This is a genomic window from Xenorhabdus santafensis, assembly GCF_033949405.1.
In the GTDB taxonomy this organism is placed as follows: domain Bacteria; phylum Pseudomonadota; class Gammaproteobacteria; order Enterobacterales; family Enterobacteriaceae; genus Xenorhabdus; species Xenorhabdus santafensis.
In genome coordinates this window covers 22,438-40,333 of record NZ_VCDN01000044.1, presented here as the reverse complement: position 1 = coordinate 40,333, position 17,896 = coordinate 22,438, and the positions used below count along the sequence as shown (strand labels likewise).

16 protein-coding genes are annotated in these 17,896 nt (G+C 42.0%); 6 read left to right on the top strand and 10 right to left on the bottom strand.

Annotated features, from left to right (window positions below):
* Positions 1 to 7 precede the first annotated feature (7 nt).
* A complete protein-coding gene (locus FE392_RS11515) occupies positions 8 to 478 on the bottom strand; it encodes an Lrp/AsnC family transcriptional regulator (RefSeq protein WP_319930370.1) in 471 nt (156 codons plus the stop codon).
* A 122-nt stretch (positions 479 to 600) separates the two neighbouring features.
* Here FE392_RS11515 and FE392_RS11510 point away from each other — a divergent pair, with 122 nt between their 5' ends.
* Both FE392_RS11510 and queC read left to right on the top strand, forming a co-directional pair.
* Complete coding sequence (locus tag FE392_RS11510) at positions 601 to 1,653, top strand: PLP-dependent cysteine synthase family protein (RefSeq protein WP_319930369.1); 1,053 nt, start codon at positions 601 to 603, stop codon at positions 1,651 to 1,653.
* Between the two features lie 32 nt (positions 1,654 to 1,685).
* Positions 1,686 to 2,384, top strand: coding sequence for a 7-cyano-7-deazaguanine synthase QueC (gene queC, locus FE392_RS11505; RefSeq protein WP_319930368.1), 699 nt, complete (start codon positions 1,686 to 1,688; stop codon positions 2,382 to 2,384).
* Positions 2,385 to 2,463: 79 nt separating this feature from the next.
* Here queC and FE392_RS11500 read toward each other — a convergent pair whose 3' ends face one another.
* From FE392_RS11500 to bolA, 9 genes are all read right to left on the bottom strand, one after another.
* The gene (locus FE392_RS11500; protein WP_319930367.1) at positions 2,464 to 2,862 is read right to left on the bottom strand and encodes an acyl-CoA thioesterase; all 399 of its coding nucleotides are present in this window, start codon (positions 2,860 to 2,862) and stop codon (positions 2,464 to 2,466) included.
* Positions 2,863 to 3,022: 160 nt separating this feature from the next.
* A complete protein-coding gene (locus tag FE392_RS11495) occupies positions 3,023 to 3,415 on the bottom strand; it encodes a ComEA family DNA-binding protein (protein WP_319930366.1) in 393 nt (130 codons plus the stop codon).
* A gap of 148 nt (positions 3,416 to 3,563) precedes the next feature.
* Positions 3,564 to 5,444 carry a peptidylprolyl isomerase gene (gene ppiD / locus FE392_RS11490; RefSeq protein ID WP_319930365.1) on the bottom strand — a complete coding sequence of 627 codons (1,881 nt, stop codon included), beginning with the start codon at positions 5,442 to 5,444 and terminating at the stop codon, positions 3,564 to 3,566.
* Positions 5,445 to 5,619: 175 nt separating this feature from the next.
* Positions 5,620 to 5,895: a nucleoid-associated protein HU-beta gene (gene hupB / locus FE392_RS11485; RefSeq protein ID WP_169924704.1), complete on the bottom strand. Its 276-nt coding sequence runs from the start codon at positions 5,893 to 5,895 to the stop codon at positions 5,620 to 5,622.
* Positions 5,896 to 6,143: 248 nt separating this feature from the next.
* A complete protein-coding gene (gene lon, locus FE392_RS11480; RefSeq protein WP_319930429.1) occupies positions 6,144 to 8,498 on the bottom strand; it encodes an endopeptidase La in 2,355 nt (784 codons plus the stop codon).
* Positions 8,499 to 8,829: 331 nt separating this feature from the next.
* Positions 8,830 to 10,101, bottom strand: a complete 1,272-nt coding sequence (gene clpX, locus FE392_RS11475; protein ID WP_319930364.1) for an ATP-dependent protease ATP-binding subunit ClpX — start codon at positions 10,099 to 10,101, stop codon at positions 8,830 to 8,832.
* Positions 10,102 to 10,243: 142 nt separating this feature from the next.
* Entirely contained in the window at positions 10,244 to 10,867 is a 624-nt protein-coding gene (gene clpP, locus FE392_RS11470) for an ATP-dependent Clp endopeptidase proteolytic subunit ClpP (protein ID WP_319930363.1), read from the bottom strand.
* A gap of 261 nt (positions 10,868 to 11,128) precedes the next feature.
* On the bottom strand, positions 11,129 to 12,433 hold the full coding sequence (gene tig, locus FE392_RS11465) for a trigger factor (RefSeq protein ID WP_319930362.1): 1,305 nt from the start codon (positions 12,431 to 12,433) through the stop codon (positions 11,129 to 11,131).
* A gap of 386 nt (positions 12,434 to 12,819) precedes the next feature.
* On the bottom strand, positions 12,820 to 13,143 hold the full coding sequence (bolA, locus tag FE392_RS11460; protein ID WP_319930361.1) for a transcriptional regulator BolA: 324 nt from the start codon (positions 13,141 to 13,143) through the stop codon (positions 12,820 to 12,822).
* A gap of 240 nt (positions 13,144 to 13,383) precedes the next feature.
* Here bolA and FE392_RS11455 point away from each other — a divergent pair, with 240 nt between their 5' ends.
* The 4 genes from FE392_RS11455 (at position 13,384) to cyoA (ending at position 17,896) form a co-directional block, all read left to right on the top strand.
* Complete coding sequence (locus FE392_RS11455; RefSeq protein WP_319930360.1) at positions 13,384 to 13,971, top strand: lipoprotein; 588 nt, start codon at positions 13,384 to 13,386, stop codon at positions 13,969 to 13,971.
* Between the two features lie 70 nt (positions 13,972 to 14,041).
* Positions 14,042 to 15,559, top strand: coding sequence for a muropeptide MFS transporter AmpG (gene ampG / locus FE392_RS11450; protein ID WP_319930359.1), 1,518 nt, complete (start codon positions 14,042 to 14,044; stop codon positions 15,557 to 15,559).
* 252 nt (positions 15,560 to 15,811) lie between these two features.
* The gene (locus tag FE392_RS11445) at positions 15,812 to 16,579 is read left to right on the top strand and encodes a nucleoside-specific channel-forming Tsx family protein (protein WP_319930358.1); all 768 of its coding nucleotides are present in this window, start codon (positions 15,812 to 15,814) and stop codon (positions 16,577 to 16,579) included.
* A 351-nt stretch (positions 16,580 to 16,930) separates the two neighbouring features.
* Positions 16,931 to 17,896 (top strand): cytochrome o ubiquinol oxidase subunit II, encoded by a 966-nt coding sequence (gene cyoA, locus FE392_RS11440; protein ID WP_319930357.1) that lies wholly within the window; start codon positions 16,931 to 16,933, stop codon positions 17,894 to 17,896.

Below are 17,896 nucleotides of genomic sequence, written 5' to 3'. Positions count from 1 at the left end.
GAAGGCATCACACTGCTGATTCTGGTATCGGCAACGCCGTTGTATATTTTATTTTTTCCATTGCAAAATTGGAGGTCACATCAATCAAACCCGGAATCCCATTAACCATGCGTTTGTAGAACCGATCATAACTTTTCATATCAATAACTTCTACATGCATTAAGTAATCGTACTCACCTGCCATGCGATAAAATGTTAAAACCTCCGGCATTTCTTTAACAAAGGTAACAAATTGCTCGTACCATTCACTGCTGTGTTGCTGAGTTTTGATCATCACTATCACCGTCAAGCCCAGCCCGAGTTTTTCTCCATTCAGCAGTGCAACTTTTCCAATGATATAGCCCTCATCTTCAAGTCTTTTAAGACGTTTCCAACAAGGTGTAGAGGTCAAATTGACAGCTTCAGCCAACGCATTCAAAGATAAACTACTATCTCGTTGGAGCAGCCCCAGTAGCTTACGGTCTATTTTATCTAGCATATTTAATTCCTGTAGAAATTTTTCCCAAATATAACGGTTAAAATCAGAAAAATAATAATCTATTTCTCTGAATGTAAGGGTAATCTATATGCCATTACTGTATTATTATTCAGGGTCAATTTATGTCATCTTTATGGGCCAAAAATGCAATAAGGGCCATCCAAGCAGATTACCAACGCAGCGCAGATACGCATCTGATTCGCCTCAATCTTCCCATGTTTCCGGGTATTCACCTCTATCTCAAAGATGAGAGCACCCATCCCACCGGTAGCTTGAAACACCGGCTTGCTCGCTCCCTGTTTCTTTATGCCCTCACCAATGGCTGGATCCATGAAGGAACTCCGATCATTGAATCCTCATCCGGCAGCACCGCGGTTTCTGAAGCTTATTTTGCTCGCTTACTTGGATTACCTTTCATTGCTGTTATGCCCTCCTGCACGGCTAAACGTAAAATTCAGGAAATTGAGTTCTACGGTGGAAAATGCCATTTTGTTGAGCATTCAGCCCTTATTTACCAAGAGTCAGAGCGGCTGGCCAAAGAGTTAAATGGTCACTATATGGACCAATTTACCTATGCCGAACGAGCGACTGACTGGCGAGGAAACAATAATATTGCTGAAAGTATTTTCCACCACATGAAGCTAGAGCCATTTCCTGAGCCAACCTACATAGTTATGAGTGCCGGCACTGGGGGAACATCCGCAACAATTGGTCGCTATATCCGCTATCAGGGATATGACACCAAGCTCATCGGTGTCGATCCGGAAAACTCAGTATTCTACGATTGCTATAACCAGAATTGCCGTGAGATCCGCGGAAATACCAGCAGCAAAATCGAAGGTATTGGGCGTCCGCGTGTCGAACCATCCTTTATTCCCACTGTGATAGATGACATGTTAAAAGTCCCCGATCCTGCTTCCATTGCTACCATTTACTGGCTTGAAAAATTAATTGGCAGAAAAACTGGCGCATCTACAGGAACTAACGTCTGGGGTGCTCTGCAACTTGCTAACCAAATGCGTGATAACAACCAGCAAGGAGCAATCGTGACGTTAATTTGTGATAGCGGGGAACGCTATCTTGATACTTATTACAACCCGGAGTGGGTTAGCAATAATATCGGCGATATCACACAATATCTAACACAACTACCCAAATTAAATGGTTATGAGTAACATACCTCCTTCAATTCGCAAAGGTAGGTATCATGAAACGAGCCGTTGTTGTATTCAGTGGTGGGCAAGATTCCACCACTTGTTTAATTCAGGCACTTCGTCAATATGACGAGGTTCACTGTGTTACTTTTGATTATGGACAGCGCCACCGTGCTGAAATTGATGTAGCTTGTCATATCAGCAAAGAATTAGGCGCTGCTGCCCACAAGGTGCTGGATGTTACTTTGTTGAATGAGCTTGCAATCAGCAGCTTAACAAGAGACAACATTCCAGTACCAGATTTCAACACAAGTGAAAAAAGTGGCCTTCCGAGCACTTTTGTACCCGGGCGTAATATTTTATTTTTAACTTTGGCGGCTATTTATGCCTACCAAGTTGAAGCCGAAGCCGTTATTACTGGTGTTTGTGAAACTGATTTTTCAGGTTATCCAGACTGCCGAGATGAATTTGTTAAAGCATTAAACAAAGCTGTCAGTCTTGGTATAGCCCGTGATATCCGTTTCGAAACGCCTTTAATGTGGTTAAACAAAGCGGAAACTTGGGCACTGGCCGATTATTATCAAAAACTCGATTTTGTCCGTAGCCAAACGCTTACTTGTTATAACGGTATCCAAGGTGATGGATGCGGTGAATGTGCAGCCTGTCATCTTCGAGCCAAGGGCTTAAACGATTATTTAAATAATGCCCAATCCACAATGCTGGATATGAAATCCAAAACACAGTTAAATTAATTAACCCGCTCAATTTAATTCTCACAAAATAGTGAGAATACTTCTGTGAGAGGTTCAACTAACCTCTCACTCTGCTGTGCTATTTCTTATAAAGTTCCATTCTGTCCTTCAGCTCACCTTCCAGCACCAATGCTTTATTTGTTTTCAGATCAAGGCAAACAAAGGTAGTTAGGGCATCAGCAATAATTTGGTTATCTCGTCTGCGTATAATTTCCTGAAAGAATGTTCCACTTTTCGTACGTAATTCCTGCAAGGAAGATTTCACTTCCAATTCATCGGCCAACACAGCTGGATGTCGGTAATTAATATTGATGTTGGCGACGACAAAACCGACATTTCTACTATTTAACCATGCCAGAGTGTCATCATCCGTCAGTAAATCCCATCGTGCTGCTTCCAAAAACTCTAAATAGCGCGCATTATTCACATGCTGGAAAACATCGATATGATAACCCCTGACTTTTATAATCGTACTCATTGCTCACTTCTTCCTTATACTCATCAGACCAGATAACATGTAACAATAGCAAAACAATTTAATTACAATAGCATTTGATGAGTTATTCTTGATCGGTATCACAGCCCTCTTGATTAAGAGTATGGGCTCATAACAAGAGGGCGTAATACTTTTTTACTGTTTAGTGAGTTAATTTACCTCGATTCTTTTCTATAAAAATGGGGCCGATACCTTGTACTTCCTGTAATTGCTCTATCGCTGTAAAGGGGCCATATTTTTCACGATATTCAATGATTGCCTGTGCTTTTTTGACGCCAATGCCATTAAGTTCTTTCACCAATTCTTCAGCATTCGCAGTATTGATATTGAGTAATTCCTTCCCTGAAGTTTGTTGACTAGCGGCAACCTCGCCTCCCTCTTTCATGTCCTGATTTTTAGTTGTGGCTGCATGTTGATTAATTGGCGGTTTCACCGCTTTATCGACAGCTCCATTCGCCGTAGCGGCATAAGACAATGATGTATTAATGCACAAGGCCATAATGAGTGAATTGAATAATATCCTTAAATACTTCATGTAAATCTCTCCATGTTTTATTGACGAAGGAGAGATTGCCATAACGGTATTTCGAAACAATAGGCAAGATTTGAATATGCGAAAGGCCACGAATGTGGCCTTTCAAAATTACTATGTTACAAAAATAGTTGCGAATGAGTTCGCAATTTTATTCCATCTGACCGTATTTAATATCAGCTTCATCGCGTAAATTAAGCATGAGTGATTCCAGCATGATATTACCGGTCTGATACTGATAACCGTCCATATATTGTTTAACCTGCTCATCAGAGATAGAGCCAGGAGTAACTTTATCCAGTTCAACTAACACCGCATTACCCAGTTCGTCTTGAGCCAAGCCATATTCAACCTTCCCATCTTTAGGGTGTGGTAAAGAGAATGCGACATCAGAAGCCTGATTGGTTTCCTCGAGACGTTTTATTATCGTTGGTTGACCAAATTGAATACCAGCTGTTTTCAAAGCTTGTTCGCCTTTACCTTCTTTCAAAGATGCCAGCAATTTTTCACTTTCAACCTGAAGCTGTTTTTCCGCCTTTTGGCGTTTAACCAGCTCAGTCACTTCATTTTTAGCTTGTTCAAATGGTTGAACTGACTCCGGCTTAAACTCGTCAACACGAATAATAAAGGCTCTGTCACCTTCAACAGAAATGACATCAGAATTAGTTCCTGTTGTTCCTTTATCATCAATTAAATTGCCGGAGAAAATTGTCTCAACGACTTGGCTGAAATTGATATCAGCAGGGATATGGGTACGATCAAACCAATCTGTGGTTATTGCTTTATAACCAGCTGCTTTTTCCGCAGCGGCCAAGGATTCATTGTCGTTCGCAGCTGCATCACTGACTTTTCTCTGCAATGCATAGAACGCATCAACGGCTTTTTCCTGCTTAACGATTTTCTCTATTTCTGAACGCACATCAGCCAGTGGCTCAATGACTTCAGGTTTAATATCGTCCAGACGGAAAATAGCATATCCATTAGCTAATTTGACAACATCAGAAAGCTGTCCTTTCTTTGTCAGATTCACAGATTTTAGCTCATCAGGCATAGCGCGATCTTCCATCCAACCAAGATCGCCCCCTTTTTGAGCCGAAAATTTATCTGTCGATTTTTCAGATGCCAACTGGCTGAAATCAGCCCCTTTATTTAATTCATCCAAGACTGATTTAGCTGCTACGTCTGAATCCAATTGAATAAAGCTATATTTCTTCTGCTCAAGCTTAGTATATTTTGCCAGGTTGTTTTTGTAATACTTTTCAATATCAGCATCAGATACAGTGATATTTTTTAGTTCATCTGCTGCATCCATCTTGAGGTAACTGATTTTAACTTTTTCTGGCACGGTGAAATGTTTACTATTGGCGTCGTAGTAGTTTTTCAGCTCTTCATCCGTTACGGTTTGCTTTGCTTCAATTGATTTCAATTCAAGTGTCGCAAAACGCACTGTTCTTTCTTGAAGGGCAAGCTTCACTTCTTGCTTGATTTCTGCCGGTAATGCGATTTCCGATCCCAGCAATGCCTGCATTAATTGACGATTAATCAAATCCTTACGAACTTGCTCCGCAAAGATATCAGGGCTGATGTTTGAACGAGCAAGCGAATCCAGATAATCCTGGTATTTCTTGTTATCAAATTTGCCGTCAGTTTGGAGGAAAGGTAAGTTGCGTATTCCTGCAGCCACTTGCTCATCACTGGCTGATAAATTTAACTTATTGGCATATTGTTCAATCAAAGTGGAATTGATTAGGCGATCCAATGACTGACGTCGAATCTGGCGTATTTTCTGCTCATCGCTTAACAGAGCTGAAAATTGATCTCCCAATCTCTCCTGCAACGTATTTTTTTCTTGCAGAAATGCCTGCTCCAACTGAACACGGCTAATAGCTTGACCATTTACTTTGGCAGCATAACTACCATTTTCATTTGACAGGTAACCTGTTACACCTGTCAGCAAAAAGGTCAGGATGATTAGAGCCAATACAATTTTGAGCACAGGACCATTTGCCGCCGTGCGTAGGTTGTCCATCATAAAGACGTAAAACTCCGCTTTAGTGAAAAAGAAACTGCCATATTACGCTAATTCAAACGCTAAGAGAAAAAAAGCGCACCAAACGATTGATGCGCTTATATTCTAACCTATCACTTTTGCCTCGTCAGTCGAAGTTTACCGCAATAACAAAAATAAAAGGCCAGATTACTATCCATTAAGCATTAACTGCGTCTTTTAGACCTTTCCCAGCTCGGAAAGCAGGCACTTTTGCTGCCGCAATCTTGATTTCTTTGCCTGTCTGAGGGTTGCGCCCTGTACGTGCAGCACGCTCACGCACAGTAAAAGTACCGAACCCCACTAAAGCGACATCATCACCGCTTTTCAATGCTTCAGATACAGAAGAAATGAATGCATCTACTACACGCCCAGCTGCTGCCTTAGAAATGTTCGCATCAGCGGCAATTTTGTCGATCAGTTGTGATTTATTCACTCTTATCATCCCCATTTAGTTTTACTTTACTATTGTAACAAACACCTTGTAACAAAACCGATTTATGACAGGCGATACCGCCATGTCAATCATTTCCAGTATTAGCAAGAAATCATGGAACAGCAAAATATTTAATCGGATAATTAGACTAATCTAACTTAATAGCACAAAAAAAGGCTGACAAGTCTGAATTTACTTGCCAACCTATATTTTATACACAGTTCTTGAATTAGCTCACTATTTTTGTACTACTTTAATGATACTAACTCAGCCCCGAATGCGGGATCCTGCAAAGCGATAGTCAAAACATCTTCTATGCGTTTAACAGGGTGGATCTCCAGATCTTGAATGACATTCTGCGGGATCTCTTCTAGATCTCGTTTATTTTCATCTGGAATAATAACTGTTTTAATTCCACCACGATGTGCCGCCAATAGTTTTTCTTTCAAACCACCAATTGGCAGAACCAAACCACGCAGGGTGATTTCCCCTGTCATAGCTACATCAGCGCGAACCGGATTACCCGTCAGACAAGAAACCAATGCCGTGCACATTGCAATACCTGCACTTGGCCCATCTTTTGGTGTTGCACCTTCAGGCACATGAACGTGAATGTCGCGTTTTTCGTGGAAATCAGAACTGATGCCCAGTTTATCTGCACGAGCCCGAACAACGGTCAAAGCCGCCTGAATGGATTCCTGCATTACTTCACCCAATGAACCGGTATAAGTCAATTTGCCTTTACCTGGCACACTAGCCGTTTCAATTGTCAGCAAGTCACCACCAACTTCCGTCCATGCAAGACCCGTTACTTGACCCACACGGTTTTCTGTATCAGCGCGACCGTAATCCACTCGCTGTACACCTAAATAATCTTTCAGGTTTTCAGCCGTGATTTCAATATGCTTGATCTCTTTATTCATCAATAAGGCTTTGACGGCCTTACGACACAATTTAGAGATTTCACGTTCCAGACTACGGACGCCGGCTTCACGGGTGTAATAACGGATAATGCCAATAATTGCACCATCATCAATGGTTAGCTCGCCTTTTTTCAAGGCATTGCGTTCAATTTGTTTTGGCAACAGATGACGCTTGGCAATATTGAGTTTTTCATCTTCGGTGTAACCCGACAGACGAATGACTTCCATACGATCCAGCAATGGAGCCGGAATATTCATCGAGTTCGAAGTTGCCACAAACATCACATCAGACAGATCGTAATCTACCTCAAGGTAGTGATCGTTAAATGCTACGTTTTGTTCAGGATCGAGAACCTCCAGTAACGCTGAAGCAGGATCGCCACGCATGTCAGATGACATTTTGTCAATTTCATCTAGCAAGAACAGTGGGTTTTTGACCCCAATCTTGGACATCTTCTGAATTAATTTGCCTGGCATGGAACCAATATAAGTACGGCGATGCCCACGGATTTCCGCTTCATCACGTACCCCGCCCAATGCCATACGTACATATTTGCGCCCGGTTGCACGTGCAATGGAGCGACCCAATGAGGTTTTACCCACACCTGGCGGCCCTACCAAACAAAGAATTGGCCCTTTTATTTTGCTAACGCGGCTTTGTACTGCAAGATATTCAAGGATACGTTCTTTAACACGTTCCAAACCATAATGGTCTATATCCAGTACTTCCTGCGCTTTTACTAAATCTTTTTTAACCTTGCTACGTGCGATCCAAGGAACTTGTACCATCCAATCAATGTAACTGCGGACGACAGTTGCTTCAGCTGACATCGGAGACATCATTTTTAGTTTCTGCAATTCAGCTTCTGCTTTTTCGCGCGCCTCTTTCGGCATCTTCGCATCTTCGATCTTGCGTTTCAGCATTTCATACTCATCAGGTGCATCGTCCATCTCACCCAATTCTTTCTGAATTGCTTTCATTTGTTCATTCAGGTAGTACTCGCGCTGGCTTTTTTCCATCTGTTTTTTAACACGATTACGGATACGCTTTTCTACCTGTAGAAGATCGATTTCTGACTCCATCATCGCAATCAGATATTCAATGCGCTCAACGATATCAGACATTTCTAAAACAGACTGTTTATCGTTTATTTTTAAAGGCATATGAGCCGCAATGGTATCTGCCAACTTTGCGGCATCTTCAATGCTGTGCAATGACGTCAAAACTTCTGGCGGGATTTTTTTATTCAATTTGACATAGCCTTCAAACTGATTAATCGCGGTTCTCACCAGAACTTCTTGTTCACGTTCATCAACTTCAGGGGACTCAAGGTATTCAACCTGCGCATAAAAATACTCTCCATTATCCGTTAGAGTAGTAATACGAGCACGTTGCAAGCCTTCTACCAGCACTTTTACCGTACCATCCGGCAATTTCAACATCTGTAAAACAGAAGCTACTGTACCTACGGAGAAAAGATCATTGACTCCTGGCTCATCAGTAGATGCTTCTTTTTGCGCGACCAACATGACCTGTTTGTCATGATCCATTGCTGCTTCCAGACAATGGATCGACTTCTCACGCCCAACAAACAGAGGGATCACCATATGTGGGTAAACCACTACATCGCGCAAAGGCAATACAGGGATTTCTATGCGTTCGGAACGCTCAGGATTCATAGAGCTCTCTCTTCGTTTATGCCCTTCATCTTTCAAGTTCTCTTTGTTGGCTGCGCTCATTTTTCCAGCTGCATCATTGATTATATTGCCGCGGATTCACTCACTTTGCCGTCGAAATGTAACTCGAAATCTATCGGGTACAGCTTTCGCCAGTTTTTAGGAATCTCGTGAAACACGGTTTTCACGAGTTTCACTTCAAAGAATACAAAATATATGGGGACAGGAATCTGACATTCAATAGCCTATAGCTGCAAAAAGCAAAATGAGGGATTCTCCCTCATTTTATTTTTTCAATGCATACTGATAATCGGTATTCCCTACCCTATTTTATTCACTCACCAGAAACTTGGGCATCCGGCTTGCTATATATCAATAATGGTGCGGAATTATCTTCAACAACCGTTTCATCAACGACAACTTTTTCTACGTGTTCCATTGATGGCAGATCATACATCGTATCCAGCAAAGCGCCTTCAACAATCGAACGAAGACCACGTGCACCAGTTTTACGCGCCATTGCTTTCTTCGCGATAGCTGTCAATGCTTCTTTCCTGAACTCCAGCTCAACACCCTCCAGATTAAACAGGGCTTGATACTGTTTAGTCAGCGCATTTTTCGGTTCCTGCAGGATCTGCATCAATGCATCTTCACTAAGTTCAGTCAGGGTCGCAACAACTGGCAGACGCCCGATAAATTCAGGAATTAACCCAAATTTAATCAAGTCTTCCGGTTCAACCTGAGCCAGCAATTCGCCTTCGGTTGCTTTCTCCGATTCACCTTTAACTGTAGCACTAAAACCAATACCTGAGCTGACATTTAAACGCTGGCTGACAACTTTATCCAAGCCAGCAAATGCGCCACCACAGATAAATAAAATCTTAGATGTATCAACCTGCAAGAATTCCTGCTGTGGATGCTTGCGACCGCCTTGAGGTGGAACCGCTGCTATCGTTCCTTCAATCAGTTTCAGCAGTGCTTGCTGAACCCCTTCACCTGATACATCACGTGTAATTGAAGGATTATCTGATTTACGAGAAATCTTATCTATTTCATCAATATACACGATACCACGTTGTGCTTTCTGCACATCGTAGTCACATTTTTGCAGAAGTTTCTGGATAATGTTTTCGACGTCTTCCCCAACATAGCCTGCTTCAGTCAATGTTGTGGCATCAGCCATCGTAAACGGCACATCCAAATAGCGGGCAAGCGTCTCAGCCAGCAAAGTTTTACCGCTACCTGTTGGACCAACCAGCAAAATATTACTTTTACCTAACTCTACACCATTATTGGTGTCACCATTACGCAGTCTCTTGTAATGGTTGTAGACAGCTACTGCCAGTACTTTTTTCGCCGTCTCTTGCCCAATGACATAGTCATCCAGATGTTGACGAATCTCATGAGGTGTAGGCAATGCGCTACGCTCACGATGTGGTACCAGCTCTTTGATTTCTTCGCGAATGATATCATTACATAAATCGACACATTCATCGCAGATATACACTGACGGGCCAGCGATTAGTTTACGAACTTCATGTTGGCTTTTCCCGCAGAAAGAGCAATACAGCAGCTTTCCTGAACCGTCTTTGCGCTTATCTGTCATCAGTCAACCTCACTTTATGAGCTGTTATCCCAGTTTGTCTGGCATAACAGAAAAAACGCTGTTATTACTCCACCCGGCCTTGCGCTAACATAAAATGTGCCCAGAAAAGACCAGAACAAAGTAATAATATATTGTCAAAAAATTAGTTTCTATGGGTGAATATGCTATCAACCAGCCCGTATTCTACGGCTTCCGAAGCGGATAAGAAACGATCACGTTCTGTATCCACTACGATTTTTTCAAGTGGTTGGCCTGTATGTTTTGCCATCAATTCATTCATGCGAGCTTTAACCTTAAGTATTTCCTGCGCATGGATCTCAATGTCAGTCGCCTGCCCTTGGAAACCACCCAATGGCTGGTGAATCATAACCCTAGAATTCGGCAGGCAGAAACGCTTGCCTTCAGCTCCAGCAGTCAGCAGAAACGCTCCCATCGAGCAAGCCTGCCCCATACAAATAGTGCTTACATCTGGTTTGATAAATTGCATCGTGTCATAAATTGACATACCAGCTGTAATAACCCCACCCGGAGAATTGATATAAAGATGAATATCTTTTTCTGGATTTTCTGCTTCCAAGAATAACATTTGGGCGACAATCAAATTCGCCATATGGTCTTCGACTTGGCCAGTTAGAAAAATAATGCGGTCTTTTAATAAGCGGGAGTATATATCGAATGCACGCTCCCCACGTGCTGTTTGTTCAACCACCATCGGCACCAAAGACATGTTAGGTGCATATTGATCTTGCTTGCCACTGTATGACATTTCCGTCTCCTAATAGAACTCACGCTGGTGCCATTCATAACTGATTCTACTTGAGATAAGCGATGATGACCATGATCCAAGGTTAACTAATAAGGGGCTTTTCCCCCTTTAAAAAGTAGTAAGCTCTTACATAATAGTAAGAAAGGATATGAGGTTAAATCTGTTTTTTTCAAGAAAAATAAAAAAACCCGCAAGCAGTGCCTGCGGGTTTACTTTATTGAGAGTGAGATTTCATCATCTCAGGCAATCAATAAATGAAACTTATGCCAGTTGATTTTGGTTCATAAGATCATTGAAGCCAGTTTCTTTTTCAGAAACTTTCGCTTTGCTCAGGACCAGTTCAACAGCCTGCTCTTCCAGAGCGATGTTGCGAACATTGTCCATCATTTCTTTGTTTTTGCTGTAGTATTCAATAACTTCTGCTGGATCTTCGTAAGCGGAAGCCATTTCTTCAATCAGCGTTTTAACGCGATCTTCGTCTACTTTCAGCTCATTGCTACTGATAACTTCGCCTAACAGCAAACCAACAACAACGCGGCGTTTTGCCTGCTCTTCGAACAGTTCACGAGGCAGTTCCAGAGCTTGTTTTTCGTTGCCACCGAAACGCTGAGCAGCCTGACGGCGCAGCACATCGATTTCACCATCAACAACAGCGGCAGGAACGTCAATTTCGTTAGCTTTAACCAGGCCATCAAGAACCTGAGTTTTGATGTTGTTACGAACGGCATTTTTCAGTTCACGTTCCATGTTCTTACGAACTTCGGTACGCAGACCTTCAACAGTACCATCAGCAATGCCAAAACGTTTGATGAATTCTTCAGTCAATTCTGGCAGTTCACGCTGTTCAACTTTCTTCAGGTTGATAGCAAACTTCGCTGCTTTACCTTTCAGGTTTTCTGCGTGGTAATCTTCTGGGAAGGTTACATCGATGGAAAATTCTTCGCCCGCTTTATGGCCAACGATACCATCTTCAAAACCAGGGATCATTCGACCCTGCCCCATAGCCAGAACGAAGTCAGTTGATTTACCGCCTTCGAACTCTTCACCATCAATTGAACCAGTGAAGTCAACAGTTACACGATCTTCTGCTGTTACTGCTTCAGTTGTTTCTTTCCAATCAGCCTGCTGTTTACGCAGAGTATCCAGCATGTTGTCAAGATCTTCATCTTTTACTGCAACAACTGGTTTTTCAACTTCAATTTCTTCCAAACCTTTCAGTTCAATTTCTGGATAAACTTCAAACTCAACTGCGTAAGTGAAGTCTTCACCGTTTTTAAACTGTTCTGGTTTGTAGCTTGGTGCGCCAGCTGGGTTGATTTTCTGCTCAATGATCGCATTGATGAAATTGCGCTGCATCAGATCACCCAGAACATCTTGAAGAACAGAAGCGCCATAACGCTGCTGAACGATATTCATTGGCACTTTACCTTTACGGAAGCCATCAATACGAACTTTCTTTGCTACATTAACCAATTCACTGTTAACTGCTTTTTCGATATCGGCAGCAGGAACGGTGATTGACACACGACGCCCAAGGCCTTGAGTGGTTTCAACAGAAACTTGCATCTTGTTACCTCAAAAAAATCATAGTGCTCGGTCAACTTCAGAATGGCTGCAATACCTAGCAAAGCAGATTGCAGCACTCTTTAAGAACCGGGGCGGTCGCATTTAAAAACCGAGAATCCCTTGATCAGAAGCGTCCCGAAACCATTCTAAAAATTTAGACGCAGCATTATAGCGATGCAGACAGTGTGAGTCGAGAATTGCAGACAAAAGCATGCATGATTCGTTGACTTATGTGATAAATGTTGCTCAATGGATACATCGCTATAGTGTTTATGCGCCATCTATTTAATGTATATAAACAAAAATACAGCCCGAAGGCTGTTATCTAAAATAATATCCAGATTAATAAAATAAAATCAGGTGGTTTATTGGATTATTCGGAAAAATCATAACGTTGATGTCGTTGTACTCCCACCACGACATGCAGGAGAAGCCAGGCCAGTATCACCCAATTCTGCCCACTCTTTTTCCGTATAAGTATGAAGTGCCAAAGCATGCACTCCTTCTTCCAATTCCTGTGCCAAGACACTATACACTGAACGGTGGCGGCTGAGCATCCTTTGTTCAGAAAAATCATTGCTCACCAGAATAACTTTAAAATGGCTTTCAGAACCAGCAGGCACATTGTGGCGATAGCTTTCATCAATCACATTCAGATGAGAAGGCTTAAATGCCGCCCGTAACTTTGTTTCTATTTCCTGACGAACCATCTCATTCTCCTTCAATCACCAAAGGTTATTTATCCAACCACATTATTGATTTTAGATTATTTCCCGTAATTTATAACATCGGGATAGTTAAATCTCTTTAACAAAATTTTCTTGAGGTATTTCGACCTATATCTCAATCATCAGGGATATGCCGTTAACAATGACGATGTTATGATTACGGTAATTTATACTACCCACATGAATACATCGGATATCCAAATCTTGAGTTGAGAAAAACAAATGTTAAAGAAAATATTTATTCCATTGATTACGCTTTTCTTTCTGGCCGGCTTATCTGGCTGCGCAGGCACAGGAAATACCTTGGCGATTCAGCCTAAAATTACCTTGCCACCCTCTGATCCGACAATGAAAGCAATCACAGTCAGCATTAGTGGGGTCGACCATCGCCAATCTCAAGCTCTGGCCCAAATTAATCGTGATGCACGCTTAGTCACATTAGTCCCTTCCCGCGACTTACGCTTTTTATTGCAAGAAGCGCTGGAAAAACAGATGACTGCGCGTGGCTATATGATTGGTTCTCCCGCCGATGCCAATTTACAAATTATTGTGAACCAGCTTAATGCCAATATAAAGGAAGGGAGCTTGCGTCATGATATTTTAACAAAAGCAGACATCTCCATTATTGTCTATGCAAAGGATGGCAGTAAACAAATCAAAAACTATCGTACCAGCTACAATGCTCAGGGGCCACTGGGTGCAACCAATGCCAAAATTGCTGATGCGGTAAATACTGTCTTGTCAGACGTAATTGCAGATATGGCTCAAGATTCGTCAATCAGTACCTTCATCAAACAAAACGTTCGCTAACCGGATAATAAATAAACTTTCTGCCGGATTCTGACACATCAGATATCGTGCAGAAAGTTTGAGGAGGCTCATGACTAGCCATCGCTATTTAAATTTATCTGCATTACGTAACTATCGAACCCTTCTATTATTGGGGTTTGCCTCTGGTCTTCCTCTAGCTCTTACAGCTGGCACCTTACAGGCATGGATGACTGTCGAAAATATCGATATCAAAACTATCGGTTTTTTTACCTTGGTTGGTCAGGCCTATGTTTTTAAATTCCTCTGGGCTCCAGCGATGGACCGGTATTCTCCCTCATTCTTGGGGCGGAGAAGAGGATGGATGTTGATTACCCAGCTTTTACTCATTGCCAGCATTGCTGCGATGGGGGTCCTTCAGCCATCACAACATTTATGGTGGCTCGCGGCATTAGCTGTCGCAGTTGCGTTTTTTTCCGCATCCCAGGATATTATCTTCGACGCTTATAAAACAGACTTACTGTCGCCGGAAGAACGTGGCTCAGGCGCCGCTATCTCTGTTCTGGGGTATCGTCTGGCAATGTTGACTTCCGGCGGGTTGGCTTTATTGATGGCGACCTATATTGGCTGGCAGAATATGTACTGGATTATGGCTGGCATGATGCTGATTGGTGTTTATGCGACGTTAACAGCCAAGGAACCCCAAATAAGCACTGCACCGCCAAAAACGTTGCATCAAGCAGTATTAGAGCCTTTAGCTGACTTTTTCAACCGAAACAATGCCTGGCTCATCCTGCTATTGATCATACTGTACAAACTGGCTGATGCATTTGCTATATCTCTGAGTACAACTTTTCTAATCCGCGGCGTTGGTTTCAGTACTGCAGAAGTCGGTGCGATCAATAAAACTCTGGGGCTCGCAGCCACCATCGTTGGTGCTTTGTATGGCGGTTATTTGATGCATAAGTGGAGTTTATTTCGTGCCTTAATGATATTTGGCATCCTCCAAACTGTATCAAACTTTGGTTACTGGATACTTTCAGTGACACCAAAAGACATTTATGTCATGGGTATCGTTGTTTTTGTCGAAAATATCTGTGGTGGGATGGGAACCGCAGCATTTGTCGCCTTACTGATGGCTTTATGCAATAAATCGTTCTCCGCAACACAGTTTGCCCTGCTGTCTGCGCTATCGGCTGTTGGTCGGGTTTATGTCGGCCCTGTGGCAGGATGGTTAGCAGAAGAGCATGGCTGGCCGGTATTCTATCTGTTTTCTGTTATTATCGGGATACCGGGGCTATTATTATTGCTAATTTGCCGCAATACTCTGGCTGACGAAAACTTTATCCCAAGAACATTATTCAAAAAATATTACCGCTCTATCTTCCTGATCGCGTTACTGGCTGCTACGGTATTTATTATTTGGCTGATTATCACCATTCTGATCTTTGCCATAACTCATTTTGTCCCTCTGCTATACCCTATATCTCCACAGTATATTCAATCACTTAACAACTTCAGTGATTGGATCTCACCAATGTTAACTTGGAGTATTATTGTTGGCGTTGTAGGGCTTCTCTTGGGCGGAATACTGGATTATTTAGCCCTGAAAAAAAGTAAACTTGCTTAACAAATACTTTCTCTTCAATCGATTTCAACGTTCACTACAACAAAAGGCTGATAAAGTTCAGTCTTTTGTTGCTCTTTTATAGTGACCAACTTCACAAGAAAAATAAAAACCCTTAATTATGTGACTTAGAAGGCATCTTTTTCAGAGGGAAATTATTTATATTCACACTAACAAATATTATTATTTGAACGCATTTTATTTCAAACTATTCGAAATATTGTTAACCACCTTAAAACCATATAAAGGGAATTTATGAAAAGACATATTTTAACACTCACTGCAATTGCCGCAGCCTTAGTTTCTGCTTCAGCCAACGCAGAATACCAGTGGGGATTTGCCAATGTCAGCATGAACTACCTAGACTGGACCAAGCATACAACCCAAAAAACGGGGCACACTTCTCATAAAGATGATTTTGCCTACCTGGAGTTGGAAGGTGGAGCAGGATTCAGCTGGGGCGAGCTATATGGTTTTGCTGATTTAGAAAACACATTTAACAGCAAAACAGCACAACCAGGCGATAACCAACGTTATACTTTCAAAACAACAGGTCGTTTCTATCTGGGTGATACTGGATTCAACCTCTATGGCCATGTGTATGGAACCTATTCATTGCCAGGAAAAGCAAACGGCGGAAACTTCCACGAAGTCAATACCCTCTATGGATTAGGTTATAACACCACACTTGCAGGTTTGTGGTTCAAGCCATTTGTCGCACTGCACTATGTTGATCAAACTTTCTACTCTGGAAATAACGGCTATGTCGTAGGCTGGGTAGCGGGATACGATTTCAATCTGTGGGAACAAAAATTCAGCGTTACAAACTGGAATGAAATTGAATTGAACCGTAACAAACGCTATGGCAACGGTGGTCGTGACGGCGTTAACGGTGCGCTGGGATTATGGTGGACACCACATCCTTCATTTACAACCGGAATCCAATACCGTTATGCAGATAACAAATTGGGAGAAGATTTCTTGCAGGATGGTATTGTTTATAGTGTGAAATATAACTTCTAACAACTAATTTAGATGATGGATAGTTCATACCTATCCATCATCGCTAATAATAGAAACTACCTTCTCAACCACAGCGCACATTTAGGCTATTTTTCCTTTGCTTTTGATTAAAATTTTATTTTAAAAAATAAATAGTTAGTATAAATAAATTGTTTCTTTTGATTTTTTGGTTAAAATAACAAGCCGAAGTTAACATTTTGTTAAATTCAGCATTACATGTGATCCCTCTAGCATAAAAAGCCCGCAAGCTAACCTGCTTCCATTACAATTGTTTACACCCCGGTAACCTTACCGTAGAATGCCCCCACTGATGAAACGACAATAAAGCTTTTGTTATCTGGGGTCGCTCTAATGAGACTGATGAAATACAAAAAAACTATTGGGTTATCGTCGCTATTTGCAGCCACTTTAATGCTAAGCGGTTGTGATATGGTATTGATGAATCCCAAAGGGGCGATCGGTGCTGAGCAAAAAACGCTGATATTAACAGCGTTTGGCTTGATGCTGATCGTTGTTATCCCGGCAATCGTAATGGCAATCATTTTTGCTTTACGTTACCGGGAAGCCAACAAATCTGCAACCTATCGTCCAGACTGGGCACACTCAAATAAAATTGAGCTTGTCGTCTGGACGGTGCCCGTTCTGATTATTATCGTTCTGGCTTCAATTACATGGAAAACGACTCATGAGCTCGATCCATATAAGCCGTTGGACAGCGATGTTAAACCGGTAACGATTGAAGTTATTTCCCTCGACTGGAAATGGCTATTCATCTATCCGGAGCAGGGTATTGCAACCGTAAATGAAATCGTATTCCCTAAAGATGTTCCAATCAACTTCAAGATCACTTCAGACTCTGTGATGAACTCGTTCTTCATCCCACAGTTAGGTGGTCAGATTTATGCAATGCCAGGTATGCAAACCAAATTGCACTTGATTGCTAACTCTGCTGGCAAATACGATGGTTTTTCAGCTAGTTACAGTGGGCGTGGCTTCTCAGGCATGAAATTCACTGCGACCGCAACTGAAAATCGTGCAGATTTTGAAAATTGGGTGAAGAAAGTACAAGCATCTGAGAATTCCCTGGATACCACAGAAAAATTCAATGCGTTGGCTAAACCTAGCGAAAACAATCCTGTTGAACTCTTCAAAACAGTGAAGCCAAATCTGTTCCAAGAAACTATCGCCAAATTCATGGGCGAAATGGGCCATGGTGGTATGTTTGGTGTGCCAAGTCATGGTAAAACAGAACATGGTGACGCTGCGGGTCATAATATGCATATGAGTCAACCGGCTCATGCAGGTGTTGAGGAATAA